This is a genomic window from Acinetobacter sp. GSS19, from assembly GCF_028621895.1.
GTDB lineage: Bacteria > Pseudomonadota > Gammaproteobacteria > Pseudomonadales > Moraxellaceae > Acinetobacter.
This window is the reverse complement of the sequence record NZ_CP117520.1, coordinates 1,921,731-1,939,008: the sequence shown is the minus strand read 5'-3', so window position 1 is coordinate 1,939,008 and position 17,278 is coordinate 1,921,731. Positions and strand designations below refer to the sequence as shown.

Here is a 17,278-nt window from a genome sequence, read left to right as displayed (position 1 = left end):
ATGGGTGGAATTTAATGGGCTTCATCCCAATTTCGGCCTTTACCGACTTCGACCACCAGCGGCACGGAAATTTCCAGTACCGATTGCATGACATCGGCCAGTTGTGGTGCCAATTCATCGGCAATCGCTTCATCCACTTCAAACACCAATTCATCGTGGACTTGCAGCAAAAGCGTCGCTTGGGACTTAGGCAGCATTTTATCAACGGCGATCATCGCTAATTTAATAATATCTGCGGCACTGCCTTGCAGCGGCGCATTAATTGCAGCCCGTTCCGCACCTTTACGCACCATCATATTGCGTGCAGCAATGTCTGGGGTGTATAAACGTCGACCCAAGATGGTTTCAACAAAACCCTGTTCCAGTGCAACCTGGCGGGTACGTTGCATATATTCATAAATGCCCGGGTAGCGCTGAAAATACTGTTTGATATAGTTCTGCGATTCTTCACGGGTAAAACCGAGCTGGCGGATCAGACCAAACTCTGACATACCATATAACAAACCGAAATTGACGGCTTTTGCTTGACGGCGTTGGTCGGCTGTCACTTGTTCGAGGGGAATCCCCAATACTTCTGCAGCAGTACGGCGGTGTACATCCTGACCATGCTGGAAGGCATGGACTAGGGCATCATCCTGTGAAAAATGGGCCATCAAGCGCAGTTCAATTTGCGAGTAGTCGGCTGCCAGCAATACACGACCTTCAGGTGCGATAAAGGCTTTACGAATCTGGCGGCCAATTTCATTGCGGATCGGGATGTTTTGCAGGTTTGGATCAGAAGATGATAAACGGCCGGTCGCAGTCAGCGCCTGATGATAGCTGGTGTGTACTCGGCAGGTTTCAGTATGGCATTGTTTAACCAGTGCATCCGTATAGGTACTTTTCAGCTTGGACAAACTACGGTGTTCCAAAATGACTTCGGTAATCGGATGCTCGATTTTTTCCAGTACACTTTCACTGGTACTGTATTGTCCGGTTGCGGTTTTTTTGCCGCCTTTCAGCCCCAGTTTGTCAAATAGGATCTCACCGACCTGTTTTGGCGAGGCAATATTGAAATGCTCTCCAGCCAGTTGCATCGCCCGATCTTCCAGTCCTTGCATGCTTTTGGAAAATTCCACACTGAGCTGATCCAAAAAGGCCAGATCCAGTTTAATCCCGGCTTCTTCCATATCCGTCAGGATGCGTGCGACCGGCATTTCGATATTGTGTAGGATATTTACCAGTTCCGGGAAAGTCTGCAATTTTTCCGACAGTACTTCATACAGGCGATAGGTTACATGTGCATCTTCCGCGGCATAATGCGCTGCAGTTTCAATTTCAATCTGGTTGAAAGTTTTCTGTTTGGCACCTTTGCCGGCGATCTGTTCAAAGGTCGTCGTGAGGTGGCTGAGGTACAGACGGGCAACATCATCCATGCCATGACGGGTGGCGACTGAGTTCAGGACATAAGACGCCAGCATGCTGTCGAAGTACCAGCCGCGTAGCTCAATTCCATGGTTGGCAAAAATATGAGCGTCATATTTGAGATGATGACCAATCTTTTCGACCTGCTCATTTTCCAGTACAGGCTTGATTTGAGCCAGAATAGTTGCACGATCGAGTTGCACGGGCGCACCGGCATAATCATGTGCCAGCGGAACATAATAGGCATCCTGAGCATCGAATGCGAGCGAGAAGCCGACCAGTTCGGCCACGCGATAATCCAGACTGGTCGTTTCGGTGTCAATGACAAAGCGTGAACTGCTGGATAAGCGTTGCCACAAGCTTTCCCAAGCTTCCTGGGTCAGGACGGTATGATAGTTGGCATTGCCCAGATGATCATCCTGACTGCTCAGGCTGGCGTGATCTTCAGTTTGGATGGGCGCTGGAGCAGAGGCTTGTTCAATGGCTTGAGCACTTTGTTGATAGGTGCTGTTATTCGGGTTATTTGGATGATCGAGAGATTGCAGCTGGTTTCGGAATTCCAGTTCAGTATATAGATGACGCAGTTGCTCGACATTCGGATGGCCAAGTTTTAGGTCTTCCCACGATAGGGCCAAATCCAGATCACAGACAATACTGGCTAGTTGATGGTCAATCGCAATACCATCGGTATTATCTTTGATGTTTTGACCTACTTTACCTTTGATCTTGTCGACATTTTCCAGAATACCGCCGATTGAACCATATTCATTCAGTAATTTGGCTGCAGTTTTGGCACCGATGCCCGGTACACCCATAATACCGTCAGAGGCATCTCCCATCAGGGTCAGGTAATCAATGATCTGGTTCGGCCACACGCCAAACTTGTCATAGACGCCCTGAATATCCGTGACCTTATCTTTAAAGCTGTCTTCCAGTTTGACATGCTCATTGACCAGTTGAGCCATGTCTTTATCACCGGTGGAGATCAGCACATCATGACCTTCCTGCACAGCTCGTTTGGCGAGCGTTCCGATAATATCATCGGCTTCTGCACCCGGTAACATATACAGCGGAATGCCTAACGCACGAATCAAGGCATGCAAATAAGGAATTTGCTCGGCGAGTTCCTCGGGCATACTTGGCCGGTCGCCTTTATAAATCGGAGACAGCTCGTGACGAAAGGTGGGTTCTGGCGTGTCAAAAATCACTGCCATATGGGTTGGCTGCATGCGGCGCATTAATTTTTGAATAGCGGAAATCGCGCCACGGATGGCATTGGTATGTAATCCGGTTGAAGTGGTGAGTGGGGGCAGGGCGTGATATGCACGAAATAAAAAATAAGACCCATCGACCAAAACAAATGGTGGCATTGCAACTTTCCTGACTATCGAATGGGCTTATTCTACGTGATTTTTTGTTTGCCTGCTGAACAGGAATTTAGCGTAGTGCATCGTGTCGAGATGATGCGCTAGGCATGGAATGCGCTAAGATAGAATCAAATGGATAGAAGCGAACCCACCCCATGTATAACAAAGATAAATTGGGACTTTGGAGCATCATCGCCATCTCTGGATTGTTGCTACTTGTTGTGCTGTTACTGTTGTCATCAGTTTTGGTTTAACCATAAAACCGAATTTTTATCAGATTGCTGCTGTGGTACTGAGTATTTTGGCGATCGCAATCATTCAATTTATTGCTGCCTTACAAAAGCGCGTGATGCGACTGGAACAGCTTCAGACACAGCCGTATCCAATCACGGATTTGACGGGTCAAAACATTATTTTCTACAGCAGTTTTTTGATTGGAATGCTGGGCTATTTTTTCTTGAATTTCTGGTTGAGCAGTATCGGTCTGCTGGTATTTGCGATCTGCCTGGTACAGACCTTGTCGCAATTACATCTGAGAATTACCCAACTGGAACAGCAAACCCCGGTTGAGAAACAGGGGCATATTCTAGCGACTGATCTCCCAAGGCAGCAAGATATACCCGCTTTAGCCACACAGGTGGCAGGACCGAAAGCACCGGAATGGATGCAACAACCTTTGGTGCAAGATCAGGTTGGAGTGGAAGACCTTGTGCAACCGAATGTCAGCTCCATGCAGGCTTCTGCACGAATGACATTCCCTAGTTGGGTGCAGAAAACGCTGCACTGGTTTCAACATGGCAATCCCATTTTACGCATTGCAGTGCTGGTGTTATTGGTCGGGGTCATCCTCTTACTACGTTTTGCCAGTGAGCATTGGCAGCTGAGTTTGGGTATTAAACTGTTGTTTGTGGCAATGGCGGGTGTCGGTCTGACGGGGCTGGGCTATTATCTGACTAAGCGTAATGCTTTGTTCGCAGTCAGCTTGCAAGGACTGGGACTGGCAATCAAATTTTTAACTCTGGTGTTTGCACATCACTATGCCGTAGTGGCTGATTTGACATTGGCTGGTTTTTTATTTGTGCTCTTGTTACTGTTAACAACCTTCCTCAGTTTAAAGCAGCAGAGTTTATCTCTGGCCATTTTGGCCCTGGGGATGGCCTATCTGGCACCGTTACTGATTCCGCAAACGCATCCGGATGCCTTGTTTTTGCTCAGCTATTATCTGTTGGTCAATATTGCCGTTGCGATCGTCAACTTTATCCAGCCTTGGCGCATTTTGAACCATATCGCTTTCTTTGCCAGCATGCTGATTGGCGGCATCATGATGGGACTTTATCTGCAACAAGCGCAAAAAGTCTGGCTAGATGGCATTTTGTGGTGTCACATCATATTATTTATCTGGTTGAGTGTGCGCTATAGCCAGCTCATGTCTGGTCTTCAGCAGGAACTGACGCGCTGGCAACCTGTACTGGATGTGAGCCTGATTTTTAGTGTTCCGGTCGTTGGTTTTTCCTTACATGCCTTCTTGATGCATGACTCAAGGTTCGCCATGGCCTCGGGAGCGGCGGGGCTGGCACTTATTTATAGTGTTTTAATGCTCTGGATTCGCCACAAGCAACCTGTATTGTCCTTATTGTCAAAAATCTTTTTTATTTTAGCAGTAGCGTTTACGGCCCTTATTTTTCCTTTAGCACAGGGTGCACATTGGAGTTCAATCGGTTGGGTAGTACAAGGTACGGCATTATTGGTCTGGGGAAGTAGTGAGCGTGAAAGGCTCAGTCTGTACAGTGGTGTTGTGCTGTTACTATTCAGTTCAATCACGCTCTTTTATCAGGTCTGGAATGAGCCCCAATTTCCGCTGTTCAGTACTTCGATTTATTCGTTTTGTCAGTTTGTTACGGTGTTCTATCTGTCACAGGCTGGTCAGGATGCTGAGCGTTCCTTTACTGCAACTTCGCTCAGTTGTATTTTTCTGCCTTTAGGGCTGTATGCGGGGGCGATTTCAGGGGTAGAGTTATTCAACTGGAAGGCTCAAGGTTTTAGTCCTTACCTGATGATTGCAACGGTATTGTTCGCACTATTTTATGCCGTCATGCAAAAACAGGTTAAAATCAGCTGGATTTTTCTCCAGTTGTGGGTACACAGCTTGCTTTTGCTGTTTTTTGTCTCGGAGCTTGCTTATCAGCAGGTGTGGACGAATTGGGGATGGAAGCATCCTTTCGCGCAGATCTGTTTTCTTTTGGCCACGGCCTTGAATAGTCTGTTGCTGATACGCAGTTTGCTCTTACCGAAACACACCTGGGCGATGACATGGACCGCCAGTTTGCTCTGGCTGATGCTGGCATTTGTTGGGCTGGCGGTGTTACCAGAAAATCCCGTGATTGCCTTGAGCCTCATCCCCTTGCTGTATGGGGGCTGGGAAATCAAAACGGCGAAATTTCAGCTTTTGCAACAACCCGCCGTTTGGTTACTGACTGCCTTGTGGTTAATTATGGCCAATCTCGATCTGCACGCAGCAAGTTCCGGTTATGTTTTTCCTTTACTGAACTTAACGGATTTTATGACCCTCTCGATGACCTTAGGCATGCTCATCATGATTTACCGTCATCATTTTGATCAGGATCGTCTGGCTTGGGGCTTTAAGTTCACTATGCTAATCATCAGTCTATTTGTACTGAGCAGTGCGCTGCTGCGCGGCTTGCACCATTATCTGCAGACCCCCTTATGGAGCTCCGCGGTGTGGGATAATGGTACGGTACAATTGAGTTTTACCTTGCTGTGGATCTTACTGGCCTTTCTTTTGATGACCTTCGCAAGTCGCAAAATGGTTCGGGAAGTTTGGTTTGTAGGCGCTGGATTGCTGGGATTAGTGGTGGCCAAGCTGGTCTTGCTGGATTTTGCACAAAGCGCCACTTTAACTCGGGTGATTTCTTTTATTGGTGCGGGGGGCGTAATGCTAGTCATCGCGTATCTGGCACCCCTTCCACCGCCTGTTTCACGCGAGCCTAAAGCTTAGGTTCGCGCTTGATTTCTGCCGCATTCGCATATAGATCCAGTTCTTCGTTACTTAAGCGGGGCGGTAAAGGCGGACGATCGACAAAACCCATTTTCGGTACGGGAATCTCAATGTGATTGTCGAGAAAGCCGTTACGAATACGCTCCTGCATCTCATCACGGACTTTCAGAAAATTTTCTCTACGGCACCAGATGGCAAACAGCAATTCAATCGAGGATTCACGAAATGCGGTCACGGTAACCGCAGGTTTAGGCTCATCCAAGACCCAAGGATGTTTTTTGGCGACATCCAGCAAGACTTCACGGACTTTGATAATATCTTCATGAAAATCAATCGACAGTGTAATCGGAATACGCCGGATGGGGAATTTAGACAGGTTGTGGACTGGGGCACGAATTAGCTGTTCATTCGGCAAACGTACGTAAACGTTATCCAGTGTTAAGAGCTTGACCGACAGCAGATCGATGGAAATGACCTCACCTTCAATGGTATGACCACGGATTAAAGTGATCTGGATGGTATCGCCCACTTCAAAGGAGCCTTCACCGATCAGGAACAGGCCACTGATCAGGTTGGTTGCCGAGGTTTGTGAGGCGAAACCCAGAGCCACAGTCAGAATGCCTGCTGCACCAAGGAAGACACTGAGTTTAAATCCGGCTTCTTTCAGACTGGCCATCACAAACAGCAGGAAAATAAAATAGAAAATCCCGCGGCGCCAAACCAAACGCTGGTGGGCATTAAAGCGCATCCCCATGGTGCGGATAAAGGTATTGGAGACGACCCGAGCCAACAAAAAACCGATTAGAGCCAGGACCAGTGCGACCAGAATTTCACTGAAGCGCTCGGTATTAATCCCGGTAAAAACACTCTTCAGGCTGTCGATAAGATCTTTACTTAAATTTGATTCTGCCATGATCGCCTCTTAGAAGAATGAATCAAACATATTGAACAACGGACTGCCTGGGTCGCGTGGTGGGTGGACATACATCACTTCACCAGCCAAAGGTGGTGTGCGGTTTTCAATACGGATTCGTGGTGGGCGATCAGAGCCTTCATGTAACACCTTGATTTGTGAGGTCCAGAGTCGTCCAGTATCTGGACTATAAAACAGCGGTAGTGCTGGAACCGGCACGTTCATGCGGTCAAAACGCAATTGCTGGCTGCTGACGTTGTGGAAATCAACCGGGGTAATCGCACGGAAGGCCCGAGGTTTAAGTAATTTCAAATCGGTACGACCATCAACCGAAGTGGCATAACACATTTCACCGGTTCGATGGTTGGGGCCAAACCAGGTATCTTTCGGCAGGATCACCGGTAAATCGAACAGGGGATCGCGCTGTCCTGCAACAAAACCGGCAATCCATAAAGGGGTACTGATATACAGTGTGCCACGTTGTCCTGCCGGGATATAAATCGGATCGACAGGTTTGATGACTACTGACCGGTCAGCCAACCGAGGCATTAGTTGGAAGTTTGGTTCAGTTTGCGCAAACATATACCGTTCAATTTTGATCGGTGCCGGAAATGCCATATCGGTTTCATTGATGGCCTGCCATTGCTGCTCATAATCATACTGAACCTGAGGGCGATGATACTCCAGACGCCATTCTTGCAGGCTACGGGTCAGGCGAAACAATAGCGAACCAAATTGCCAGGCACGAGATTGATTGAGATCAAAATGCTGATCACCCCACCATTTTAACTCCGGGCTATCTCGCTCAATCATTTCATTTATAGTAGACAACTGTACATTTCTCTCATCAATGGATCAGATGGGATGGATTCGAATCTACCCATCATCGAAGCGTTATTCCGCGCGTTGTGCTTCAGCATCATGAGTTCTGAGCATTTGGATAAACGCATCCTTTGCATCGCTCGGTATGGCTAAGCCATGGGTTAACAAAAAATTGTGCACAGGAGGATGCTACACAGCAATCTCACAAACGGCTAGATCGGCTGTCATGATGGATTTGATACTGAAGTAAATCCTGTGCTTTCGCAATATTTTTGCTGCTATTGAAGTCGAAGATAGATTGGATTGGTTAGCTTACCAAAGCTCGGCGATCTTTTTGAGTAAGCGTGCCCGAGACTTAGCTGCTGGATTGCTGAGATTGCGGATGGTTTCATTTTCATAATAGGTTTGCCAGGCGCGAACCATCTCTAAACTTGTGCCTTGCTTTTTGATTGTTTCTACATCATCACTGTCGAGATGATCCATGCGATGGCGTGCAGCCTCTGCACCAATTCCCCAACCAATCACTTGCAGGCCAAATTCTGTAACAGACATCCCTTTCGGAGTGAGGGGAACGGGTAACGCTGCGATTCGAGGGTTGATTAAGCTATGGATCGGGTAAGTGGGTTCTGCGATTTTGACTTCGGCATAACTAGAAGACGCCAAGCTGAAAACAATCGCACAGCGCAGGAGAAACTGAATCATAAAAAAGTTTAGTACTGAATAATTTTGCGATGTTGCATTAAAGGCATAGATTGACGTACAGCCTGTTGCTGAGCCAGATCAAATTCAACGGTAATCAGTCCGGCACCGTCATGATTGACCATATCTAGTAGTTGCCCCTGGCTATTGGTCGCTGCAGCATGTCCCCAAGTTTGGCGTTTCGGGCCGTGCCACCCTTGTTGTGCAGCGCCTAGAAAAAAACACTGGCTATCCATAGCACGTGCTTGCAATAATAATTGCCAATGCATTTGACCGGTTGTATAGGTAAATGCTGCTGGGGCAGTGAGCAAATTCGCTCCTTTCTGGCGCAAGCTAAGGGCAAGTTCCGGGAAGCGTAAGTCATAGCAGACCATCAGACCAATCTGACCAAAAGGAGTACTGGCGATCACAAGATCCGTACCGGGTTCAAAAAATTGAGATTCCTGATAACCACCCACTGCATCACCGACCTGTACATCAAACAGATGAATCTTGTCGTAGCGTGCTTCTGTTTTTTCTGGGCTGATACACAAACTGACGGTCCGTACACGTCCATCCTGAATTACAGAACCATCTGGGCGAAATGGACAAGGTAATGTACCGGCAATGATCCAGATTTGGTATCGATGGGCAAGTTGTTCCAGACGTTGTTGCAGTACTTCGAATTGTGCTGCTGTTTCGCGCTGTTTTCCGGCAGCGAAGCAGACAAAATTTTCGGGGAAAACGATCAGTTCAGCCTCTTGTGCTTTACTTTGCTGGATGAGGCTCTCGATGGTTACGAAGTTTTCTTCGATATCATTTTGCGAGTTCATTTGCGCAACAGAAAGTAAAGTCATTCTTGATCCTGATCTAATGAGCTAAGCGTTTTGCTTGTCAGATACCTTTTCCAAAGTATCCTGTTCTTTCTGCAATTGTTTCACTAGCGGTTCAAACATATTCTGGTTGTTCTCATTCAGCTTCATCAAGGTTTGATGCGCATCGAGCACTGTGGTGAGCATGTTTTGATGGGTCACATGTTCTTCCATTAGTTTGAGTGTGCAAACGTTAGGATCACCACAGTAATCCAGAATGACAAAAACCTGTCCTAGACCCATGCTATTGGCTAGCGTCGTGATATCGGGATTGGTCGATAGCATTACGGCTTGAATGTGATGAGCTTGTTTCAGTTTCAAGCCGAGTTTCGCGAGTATGCCGAGTACTGTACTGTCAATAAACGTGGTTTTGGTTAAATCAACAATTGCACCAATAACATTGGCTTGCTGTTCAATTTTTCCCAGTAGTTTGTCTAGACTAATACAAGATTGGGCGCGTACTTCGCCAATAAGTTTGAAGATATGCGTTCCATTCAAACTTGCATATTCAACATGACCTGTTGACATATAAATGCCATTTTCAGAGAAGGATGTGAAAATTATCACATACGGGAAACCTAGACTCAAGTATCCGAGAGTCTTAGATTTTCTGTAGAAGAATTAAATAATTGATTTTTTGATTAATTCATTCGACGCAAACTCAGGATCGCAATGTCGTCTGCTACATGTTCGGGTGCCTGAAAAGACTGGTGCTGCAAATGATAAAGGAGTTGTTCAAACTGTTCATTCAACCCACCATCATAAGGTTCTAAGGCTCCATCTGAACAAATAATAAACCGCGCATTCGGTTTTAAGGTGCATTCATATTCTTCAACCTGCAAATCTTCGGTTAAACCGAGTGGGAAGCTACTGGTTTTTAAAATGCGTGGTGGTTGGTTGGGTTCAAAAATAATTGCAGGAGGGTAATGTCCAGCACTGGACCAACGGACGGTATGTGTTTCGAAATTCAGGATACCGGCAATCATGGTGATATGCTTTTCAATGTTTTCCTGCATCAGCATCCCATTGAGCTTCTGGATCAGCTGTCTTGGGGTCTTGGAACGGCCATGGAAAGCAGCCATCCAGGAGGTCAATAAACTGCTGGTGACTCCATGACCTGACACATCAGCCAGGTAAAAAATGACTTCTCGATCATTCAATTTCCAGTAATCGTACCAGTCGCCTGATAAATAAGCTGAAGGCTTAAATAGAGTTTCGACTTTATAGTTAGGTAAATCGATGGGATTTGGGAGTAAGCGTTTTTGTAATTCTGCTGCTGCGGGTAAATCGCGACTGTCTTGATTACGTTTATATTGTGCATCAATTTTTAATAGCGCTTGAGCGGGTTCTGTGGGTAAATGATTCCATACCCAGCCTGCAAGTGCGCCTGCTTCCCACGCTTGTGCTAAGGCTGTGCCTTCATTTTCAAAGGCCATGACGACAGTGGGAAAACGCCATTGATGGGTTAAAAAATCCTGTACATCGCCAATTGCGATGATCGTGGGATCATATAGATCAAGGTCTTCTATGTGAATCAGTTGCAGACTCGGCAATGCATTTAGAACCTGGTCTAAATAAGGAATGGTGCGACTAGGCTGAATGAAATACATAGAAAGGTCGTGTATCCCGAATAAAAGCAGAAAGCAATAATAGTAGATGTACCCTATAAATCAAACTATTGCTAGAGAAAGTCCATTTTCTCTTAGTTGATTTTTTTACAAATTATTCCTCAGGTGTACTGGATTCATCAGTTTGTTCTGGTTCTTCTTCTATTTCAGATTCATCGTCTTGAAACGCGATTTCCTCTAGAGAGATGCCTTTCTTCTGTGAAATTTCAAAATGTTTGCGTTGCAGGTAAATGTCGCGGATGAGGGCGTATTTATCACCTTGCAACACGCTTTCTGCATCGAGCAAGCGTGCTCTTAAATCCACAACAGCGGTCAGGTTGTCTGCCCAATAAAGCTCTGGATCATCTTCAAGCAAATATTTTTGAGGTTTTGCTTGGCGGTCTATGGCCAGACCAAGACCATCGCGGAACGTACTTGGACCAAAGAAAGGTAGCATGACAAAGGGTCCTGAGGCGACACCATAATAACCCAACGTTGTACCCAAATTTTCCTCTTCGGCAGGCAGGCCTAGGCGTCTTGCCGGATCGGCAAAACCTAAACTGGTGAGTGTGTTAATGCTAAAGCGTCCAAGCGTTTTGGCTGCACGACCCGGACGCCCCTGGATCAACTGGTTGATCGCATTCCACGGTTCGCTCATGTTGTCACGAAAGGCTCGGTAAGAATTGCGTACAGGCTCTGGTGTTTTTTCTTTATATTGCACAGCCATTGGACGTAAGAAGTTGCGGTCTAGGAAATCATTGAATTCGTACACCTGACGATTAAGAGGTTGTAAAGGATCCTTGACTTCCTCGGGTTGAGAAGCTTTTGCATCTACTTTGAGTTGTGCTGCTTTAAGCGTACTTAATTCTTTAATTGCCTGTAAACGAGAAGGCTTATTTTCAACGACTGTAGTAGTGGAAGATATTTCCGTGGATGCAGATGGCACTTGAACATGATCTGAACTTTCTTGGGCAAAGGCAGGACTGAGCAATCCTGTAGACAATAAACCCACCCCGAATAAAGAAGAATAACGCATAGGAATTCCTGAAATTTTTTTCATATTCAAATCATGGTACTCAAAATGGTTCCGCGTGAGAGCAGCATTTCAGCTTATTAAAAGCAAAATAGAGCAAGATTGGTAGGAAAAAAACGGAAAATGTGCAAAAAAAAGACAAAAAGAACTTTTATTTCAAAAAGGGGTTGTGCTCCTGATTTTATCGTCTATAATGCGAATCCATCGGCGGCGCTGTTGAATAAAACTTGTTGAAAATCAATCGATTGGAAATAAGTTAAATTTAAGAGTTGACATTCTGGATAAACAGAGTAGTATAGCCGACCTAGCTTGATGCTGACGAAGCATCGAGAAGATCATTAAGAGATTATGAAGAACAACTTGTGTGGATTTTTACTGGTTGATTGATCGATATATTATCATTGATTGAATTGGTAGAAATTACTCGAAGTTTATTTGAGCGAATTTTTAGTCAGTAAGATTAATGAGCCAGATTTGGCCACTTCGAAAAAGTGGCAAATGATTTTAAACTGAAGAGTTTGATCATGGCTCAGATTGAACGCTGGCGGCAGGCTTAACACATGCAAGTCGAGCGGAGCGAGGGTGCTTGCACCTTAGCTTAGCGGCGGACGGGTGAGTAATGCTTAGGAATCTGCCTATTAGTGGGGGACAACGTTTCGAAAGGAACGCTAATACCGCATACGTCCTACGGGAGAAAGCAGGGGATCTTCGGACCTTGCGCTAATAGATGAGCCTAAGTCGGATTAGCTAGTTGGTGGGGTAAAGGCCTACCAAGGCGACGATCTGTAGCGGGTCTGAGAGGATGATCCGCCACACTGGGACTGAGACACGGCCCAGACTCCTACGGGAGGCAGCAGTGGGGAATATTGGACAATGGGGGGAACCCTGATCCAGCCATGCCGCGTGTGTGAAGAAGGCCTTTTGGTTGTAAAGCACTTTAAGCGAGGAGGAGGCTTACCTAGTTAATACCTGGGATAAGTGGACGTTACTCGCAGAATAAGCACCGGCTAACTCTGTGCCAGCAGCCGCGGTAATACAGAGGGTGCGAGCGTTAATCGGATTTACTGGGCGTAAAGCGTGCGTAGGCGGCTTTTTAAGTCGGATGTGAAATCCCCGAGCTTAACTTGGGAATTGCATTCGATACTGGGAAGCTAGAGTATGGGAGAGGATGGTAGAATTCCAGGTGTAGCGGTGAAATGCGTAGAGATCTGGAGGAATACCGATGGCGAAGGCAGCCATCTGGCCTAATACTGACGCTGAGGTACGAAAGCATGGGGAGCAAACAGGATTAGATACCCTGGTAGTCCATGCCGTAAACGATGTCTACTAGCCGTTGGGGCCTTTGAGGCTTTAGTGGCGCAGCTAACGCGATAAGTAGACCGCCTGGGGAGTACGGTCGCAAGACTAAAACTCAAATGAATTGACGGGGGCCCGCACAAGCGGTGGAGCATGTGGTTTAATTCGATGCAACGCGAAGAACCTTACCTGGCCTTGACATAGTAAGAACTTTCCAGAGATGGATTGGTGCCTTCGGGAACTTACATACAGGTGCTGCATGGCTGTCGTCAGCTCGTGTCGTGAGATGTTGGGTTAAGTCCCGCAACGAGCGCAACCCTTTTCCTTATTTGCCAGCACTTCGGGTGGGAACTTTAAGGATACTGCCAGTGACAAACTGGAGGAAGGCGGGGACGACGTCAAGTCATCATGGCCCTTACGGCCAGGGCTACACACGTGCTACAATGGTCGGTACAAAGGGTTGCTACACAGCGATGTGATGCTAATCTCAAAAAGCCGATCGTAGTCCGGATTGGAGTCTGCAACTCGACTCCATGAAGTCGGAATCGCTAGTAATCGCGGATCAGAATGCCGCGGTGAATACGTTCCCGGGCCTTGTACACACCGCCCGTCACACCATGGGAGTTTGTTGCACCAGAAGTAGCTAGCCTAACTGCAAAGAGGGCGGTTACCACGGTGTGGCCGATGACTGGGGTGAAGTCGTAACAAGGTAGCCGTAGGGGAACCTGCGGCTGGATCACCTCCTTAACGAAAGATTGACGATTAGTAAGAATCCACAACAAGTTGTTCTTCATGACGATGTATCTGAGGGTCTGTAGCTCAGTTGGTTAGAGCACACGCTTGATAAGCGTGGGGTCACAAGTTCAAGTCTTGTCAGACCCACCATGACATACTCATACGATACATTGACTAATGATATAGCTGGGGACTTAGCTTAGTTGGTAGAGCGCCTGCTTTGCACGCAGGAGGTCAGGAGTTCGACTCTCCTAGTCTCCACCACGTATTTCGGTACGAGGCTAAAGCTAAAGATTGCAGAACTTAATGAATACGATGATGTTTATTAATTTCTGTGATTTAAGTATCACGGTATTAAGCATGACCTGACGAAGGCGTGTTTATTCATTAACAGATTGGCAAAATTGAGTCTAAAATAAATTGTTCACTCAATTCAGAAGACAGTAGCAAGCAATTGTGAATGTTGAATGAAATTGAGAACTAGCAAATTAACTGAATCAAGCGTTTTGGTATATGAATTTAGATTGAAGCTGTACAGTGCTTAAATGCACGGGCAACAAACTGTGGATTGACTAAGTAATTAGTTAATCTGTCTTGATCCTACTTGTAGGGATTAACGACTGTTTGGGGTTGTATAGTCAAGTAATTAAGTGCATGTGGTGGATGCCTTGGCAGTCAGAGGCGAAGAAAGACGTGATAGCCTGCGAAAAGCTTCGGGGAGGCGGCAAATATCCTGTGATCCGGAGATATCTGAATGGGGAACCCACCTATCATAAGATAGGTATTGCATGATGAATACATAGTCATGCAAGGCGAACGAGGGGAAGTGAAACATCTCAGTACCCTTAGGAAAAGAAATCAATTGAGATTCCCTTAGTAGCGGCGAGCGAACGGGGACTAGCCCATTAAGTTATCTAAGTTTTAGTGGAATGCTCTGGGAAGTGCAACCATAGTGGGTGATAGTCCTGTACACGAAAGGGCTTAGATAATGATGTCGAGTAGGGCGAGGCACGTGAAACCTTGTCTGAATATGGGGACCATCCTCCAAGGCTAAATACTCCTGACTGACCGATAGTGAACCAGTACCGTGAGGGAAAGGCGAAAAGAACCCCTGTGAGGGAGTGAAATAGATCCTGAAACCGCATGCATACAAGCAGTGGGAGCACCTTCGTGGTGTGACTGCGTACCTTTTGTATAATGGGTCAGCGACTTATATTCAGTAGCGAGGTTAACCGTATAGGGAGCCGTAGAGAAATCGAGTCTTAATAGGGCGTCTAGTTGCTGGGTATAGACCCGAAACCGGGTGATCTATCCATGAGCAGGTTGAAGGTTGGGTAACACTAACTGGAGGACCGAACCCACCGTCGTTGAAAAGCCGGGGGATGACTTGTGGATAGGGGTGAAAGGCTAATCAAACTCGGTGATAGCTGGTTCTCCCGAAAGCTATTTAGGTAGCGCCTCGGACGAATACCATAGGGGGTAGAGCACTGTTTCGGCTAGGGGGTCATCCCGACTTACCAAACCGATGCAAACTCCGAATACCTATGAGTACTATCCGGGAGACAGACTGCGGGTGCTAACGTCCGTAGTCAAGAGGAAAACAATCCAGACCGCCAGCTAAGGCCCCAAAATCATAGTTAAGTGGGAAACGATGTGGGAAGGCATAGACAGCTAGGAGGTTGGCTTAGAAGCAGCCACCCTTTAAAGAAAGCGTAATAGCTCACTAGTCGAGTCGGCCTGCGCGGAAGATGTAACGGGGCTAAAACTATGTGCCGAAGCTGCGGATGTATACTTTGTATGCGTGGTAGGGGAGCGTTCTGTAAGCCGATGAAGGTGGATTGAGAAGTCTGCTGGAGGTATCAGAAGTGCGAATGCTGACGTGAGTAACGACAAAACGGGTGAAAAACCCGTTCGCCGAAAGACCAAGGGTTCCAGTCCAACGTTAATCGGGGCTGGGTGAGTCGACCCCTAAGGCGAGGCCGAAAGGCGTAGTCGATGGGAAATTGGTTAATATTCCAATACTTCTGTGTAATGCGATGAGAGGACGGAGAAGGTTAAGTCAGCCTGGCGTTGGTTGTCCAGGTGAAAGGATGTAGGCATGTATCTTAGGCAAATCCGGGGTACTCTATGCTGAGATCTGATAGCAAGCTGTACTTGTACAGTGAAGTGGCTGATACCATGCTTCCAGGAAAAGTCTCTAAGCTTCAGTTACACAGGAATCGTACCCGAAACCGACACAGGTGGTCAGGTCGAGTAGACCAAGGCGCTTGAGAGAACTCTGCTGAAGGAACTAGGCAAAATGGTACCGTAACTTCGGGAGAAGGTACGCTGCCGGCGGTGATAGGACTTGCTCCTTGAGCTGCTGGCAGCCACAGAAACCAGGCCGCTGCAACTGTTTATTAAAAACATAGCACTCTGCAAACACGAAAGTGGACGTATAGGGTGTGATGCCTGCCCGGTGCTGGAAGGTTAATTGATGGGGTTAGCGTAAGCGAAGCTCTTGATCGAAGCCCCAGTAAACGGCGGCCGTAACTATAACGGTCCTAAGGTAGCGAAATTCCTTGTCGGGTAAGTTCCGACCTGCACGAATGGCATAATGATGGCGGCGCTGTCTCCAGCAGAGGCTCAGTGAAATCGAAATCGCTGTGAAGATGCAGTGTACCCGCGGCTAGACGGAAAGACCCCGTGAACCTTTACTGCAGCTTGACATTGAACTTTGACCTTACTTGTGTAGGATAGGTGGGAGGCTTTGAAGTTGGAACGCCAGTTCCAATGGAGCCGTCCTTGAAATACCACCCTGGTAATGTTGAGGTTCTAACTCTGACCCATAATCTGGGTCGAGGACCATGTCTGGTGGGTAGTTTGACTGGGGCGGTCTCCTCCTAAAGAGTAACGGAGGAGTACGAAGGTGCGCTCAGCGTGGTCGGAAATCACGCGTAGAGTATAAAGGCAAAAGCGCGCTTAACTGCGAGACCCACAAGTCGAGCAGGTACGAAAGTAGGTCTTAGTGATCCGGTGGTTCTGTATGGAAGGGCCATCGCTCAACGGATAAAAGGTACTCTGGGGATAACAGGCTGATACCGCCCAAGAGTTCATATCGACGGCGGTGTTTGGCACCTCGATGTCGGCTCATCTCATCCTGGGGCTGAAGCAGGTCCCAAGGGTATGGCTGTTCGCCATTTAAAGAGGTACGCGAGCTGGGTTTAGAACGTCGTGAGACAGTTCGGTCCCTATCTACCGTGGGCGCTGGAAATTTGAGAGGATCTGCTCCTAGTACGAGAGGACCAGAGTGGACGAACCTCTGGTGTACCGGTTGTGACGCCAGTCGCATCGCCGGGTAGCTATGTTCGGAAGGGATAACCGCTGAAAGCATCTAAGCGGGAAGCCTACCTCAAGATAAGATTTCCCTAGGACTTTATGTCCTCTAAAGATCCGTTCAAGACTAGGACGTTGATAGGTTGGATGTGGAAGCATAGTGATATGTGAAGCTGACCAATACTAATTGATCGTGAGGCTTGACTATACAACACCCAAA

General features: G+C 47.1%; 9 protein-coding genes, 2 tRNA genes and 2 rRNA genes. 5 read left to right on the top strand and 8 right to left on the bottom strand.

Going from position 1 to position 17,278, the window contains the following annotated elements:
• Positions 1-11 precede the first annotated feature (11 nt).
• A complete protein-coding gene (polA, locus tag PGW99_RS09320) occupies positions 12-2,774 on the bottom strand; it encodes a DNA polymerase I (protein WP_273777400.1) in 2,763 nt (920 codons plus the stop codon).
• A 178-nt stretch (positions 2,775-2,952) separates the two neighbouring features.
• Between polA and PGW99_RS09315 the strand changes: the two genes are divergently transcribed.
• Positions 2,953-5,787 (top strand): DUF2339 domain-containing protein, encoded by a 2,835-nt coding sequence (locus PGW99_RS09315; RefSeq protein WP_273777398.1) that lies wholly within the window; start codon positions 2,953-2,955, stop codon positions 5,785-5,787.
• Here PGW99_RS09315 and PGW99_RS09310 read toward each other — a convergent pair.
• From PGW99_RS09310 to PGW99_RS09280, 7 genes are all read right to left on the bottom strand, one after another.
• Positions 5,777-6,700 (bottom strand): mechanosensitive ion channel family protein, encoded by a 924-nt coding sequence (locus PGW99_RS09310; RefSeq protein ID WP_273777397.1) that lies wholly within the window; start codon positions 6,698-6,700, stop codon positions 5,777-5,779. The genes PGW99_RS09315 and PGW99_RS09310 overlap by 11 nt on opposite strands.
• A gap of 9 nt (positions 6,701-6,709) precedes the next feature.
• On the bottom strand, positions 6,710-7,513 hold the full coding sequence (locus PGW99_RS09305) for a hypothetical protein (protein WP_273779493.1): 804 nt from the start codon (positions 7,511-7,513) through the stop codon (positions 6,710-6,712).
• 321 nt (positions 7,514-7,834) lie between these two features.
• Positions 7,835-8,224, bottom strand: coding sequence for a DUF4951 domain-containing protein (locus tag PGW99_RS09300; RefSeq protein WP_273777396.1), 390 nt, complete (start codon positions 8,222-8,224; stop codon positions 7,835-7,837).
• A gap of 8 nt (positions 8,225-8,232) precedes the next feature.
• Complete coding sequence (locus tag PGW99_RS09295) at positions 8,233-9,057, bottom strand: carbon-nitrogen hydrolase family protein (RefSeq protein WP_273777395.1); 825 nt, start codon at positions 9,055-9,057, stop codon at positions 8,233-8,235.
• Positions 9,058-9,078: 21 nt separating this feature from the next.
• A complete protein-coding gene (gene gigB / locus PGW99_RS09290) occupies positions 9,079-9,600 on the bottom strand; it encodes an anti-anti-sigma factor GigB (RefSeq protein WP_273777394.1) in 522 nt (173 codons plus the stop codon).
• 113 nt (positions 9,601-9,713) lie between these two features.
• The gene (gigA, locus tag PGW99_RS09285; protein ID WP_273777393.1) at positions 9,714-10,682 is read right to left on the bottom strand and encodes an RsbU family protein phosphatase GigA; all 969 of its coding nucleotides are present in this window, start codon (positions 10,680-10,682) and stop codon (positions 9,714-9,716) included.
• A gap of 112 nt (positions 10,683-10,794) precedes the next feature.
• A complete protein-coding gene (locus PGW99_RS09280; protein WP_273777392.1) occupies positions 10,795-11,715 on the bottom strand; it encodes an MlaA family lipoprotein in 921 nt (306 codons plus the stop codon).
• A gap of 503 nt (positions 11,716-12,218) precedes the next feature.
• On the opposite strand from PGW99_RS09280, the gene PGW99_RS09275 reads away from it, so the two are divergent.
• The 4 genes from PGW99_RS09275 (at position 12,219) to PGW99_RS09260 (ending at position 17,266) form a co-directional block, all read left to right on the top strand.
• A 16S ribosomal RNA gene (locus PGW99_RS09275) occupies positions 12,219-13,755 on the top strand.
• Positions 13,756-13,816: 61 nt separating this feature from the next.
• Positions 13,817-13,893 (top strand) — tRNA-Ile (locus PGW99_RS09270).
• A 38-nt stretch (positions 13,894-13,931) separates the two neighbouring features.
• Positions 13,932-14,007, top strand: a tRNA-Ala gene (locus PGW99_RS09265).
• A 372-nt stretch (positions 14,008-14,379) separates the two neighbouring features.
• Positions 14,380-17,266: ribosomal RNA gene (locus PGW99_RS09260) — 23S ribosomal RNA — on the top strand.
• The 16S and 23S rRNA genes sit together here with 2 tRNA genes alongside, the layout of an rRNA operon.
• The last annotated feature ends 12 nt before the right edge of the window (positions 17,267-17,278 follow it).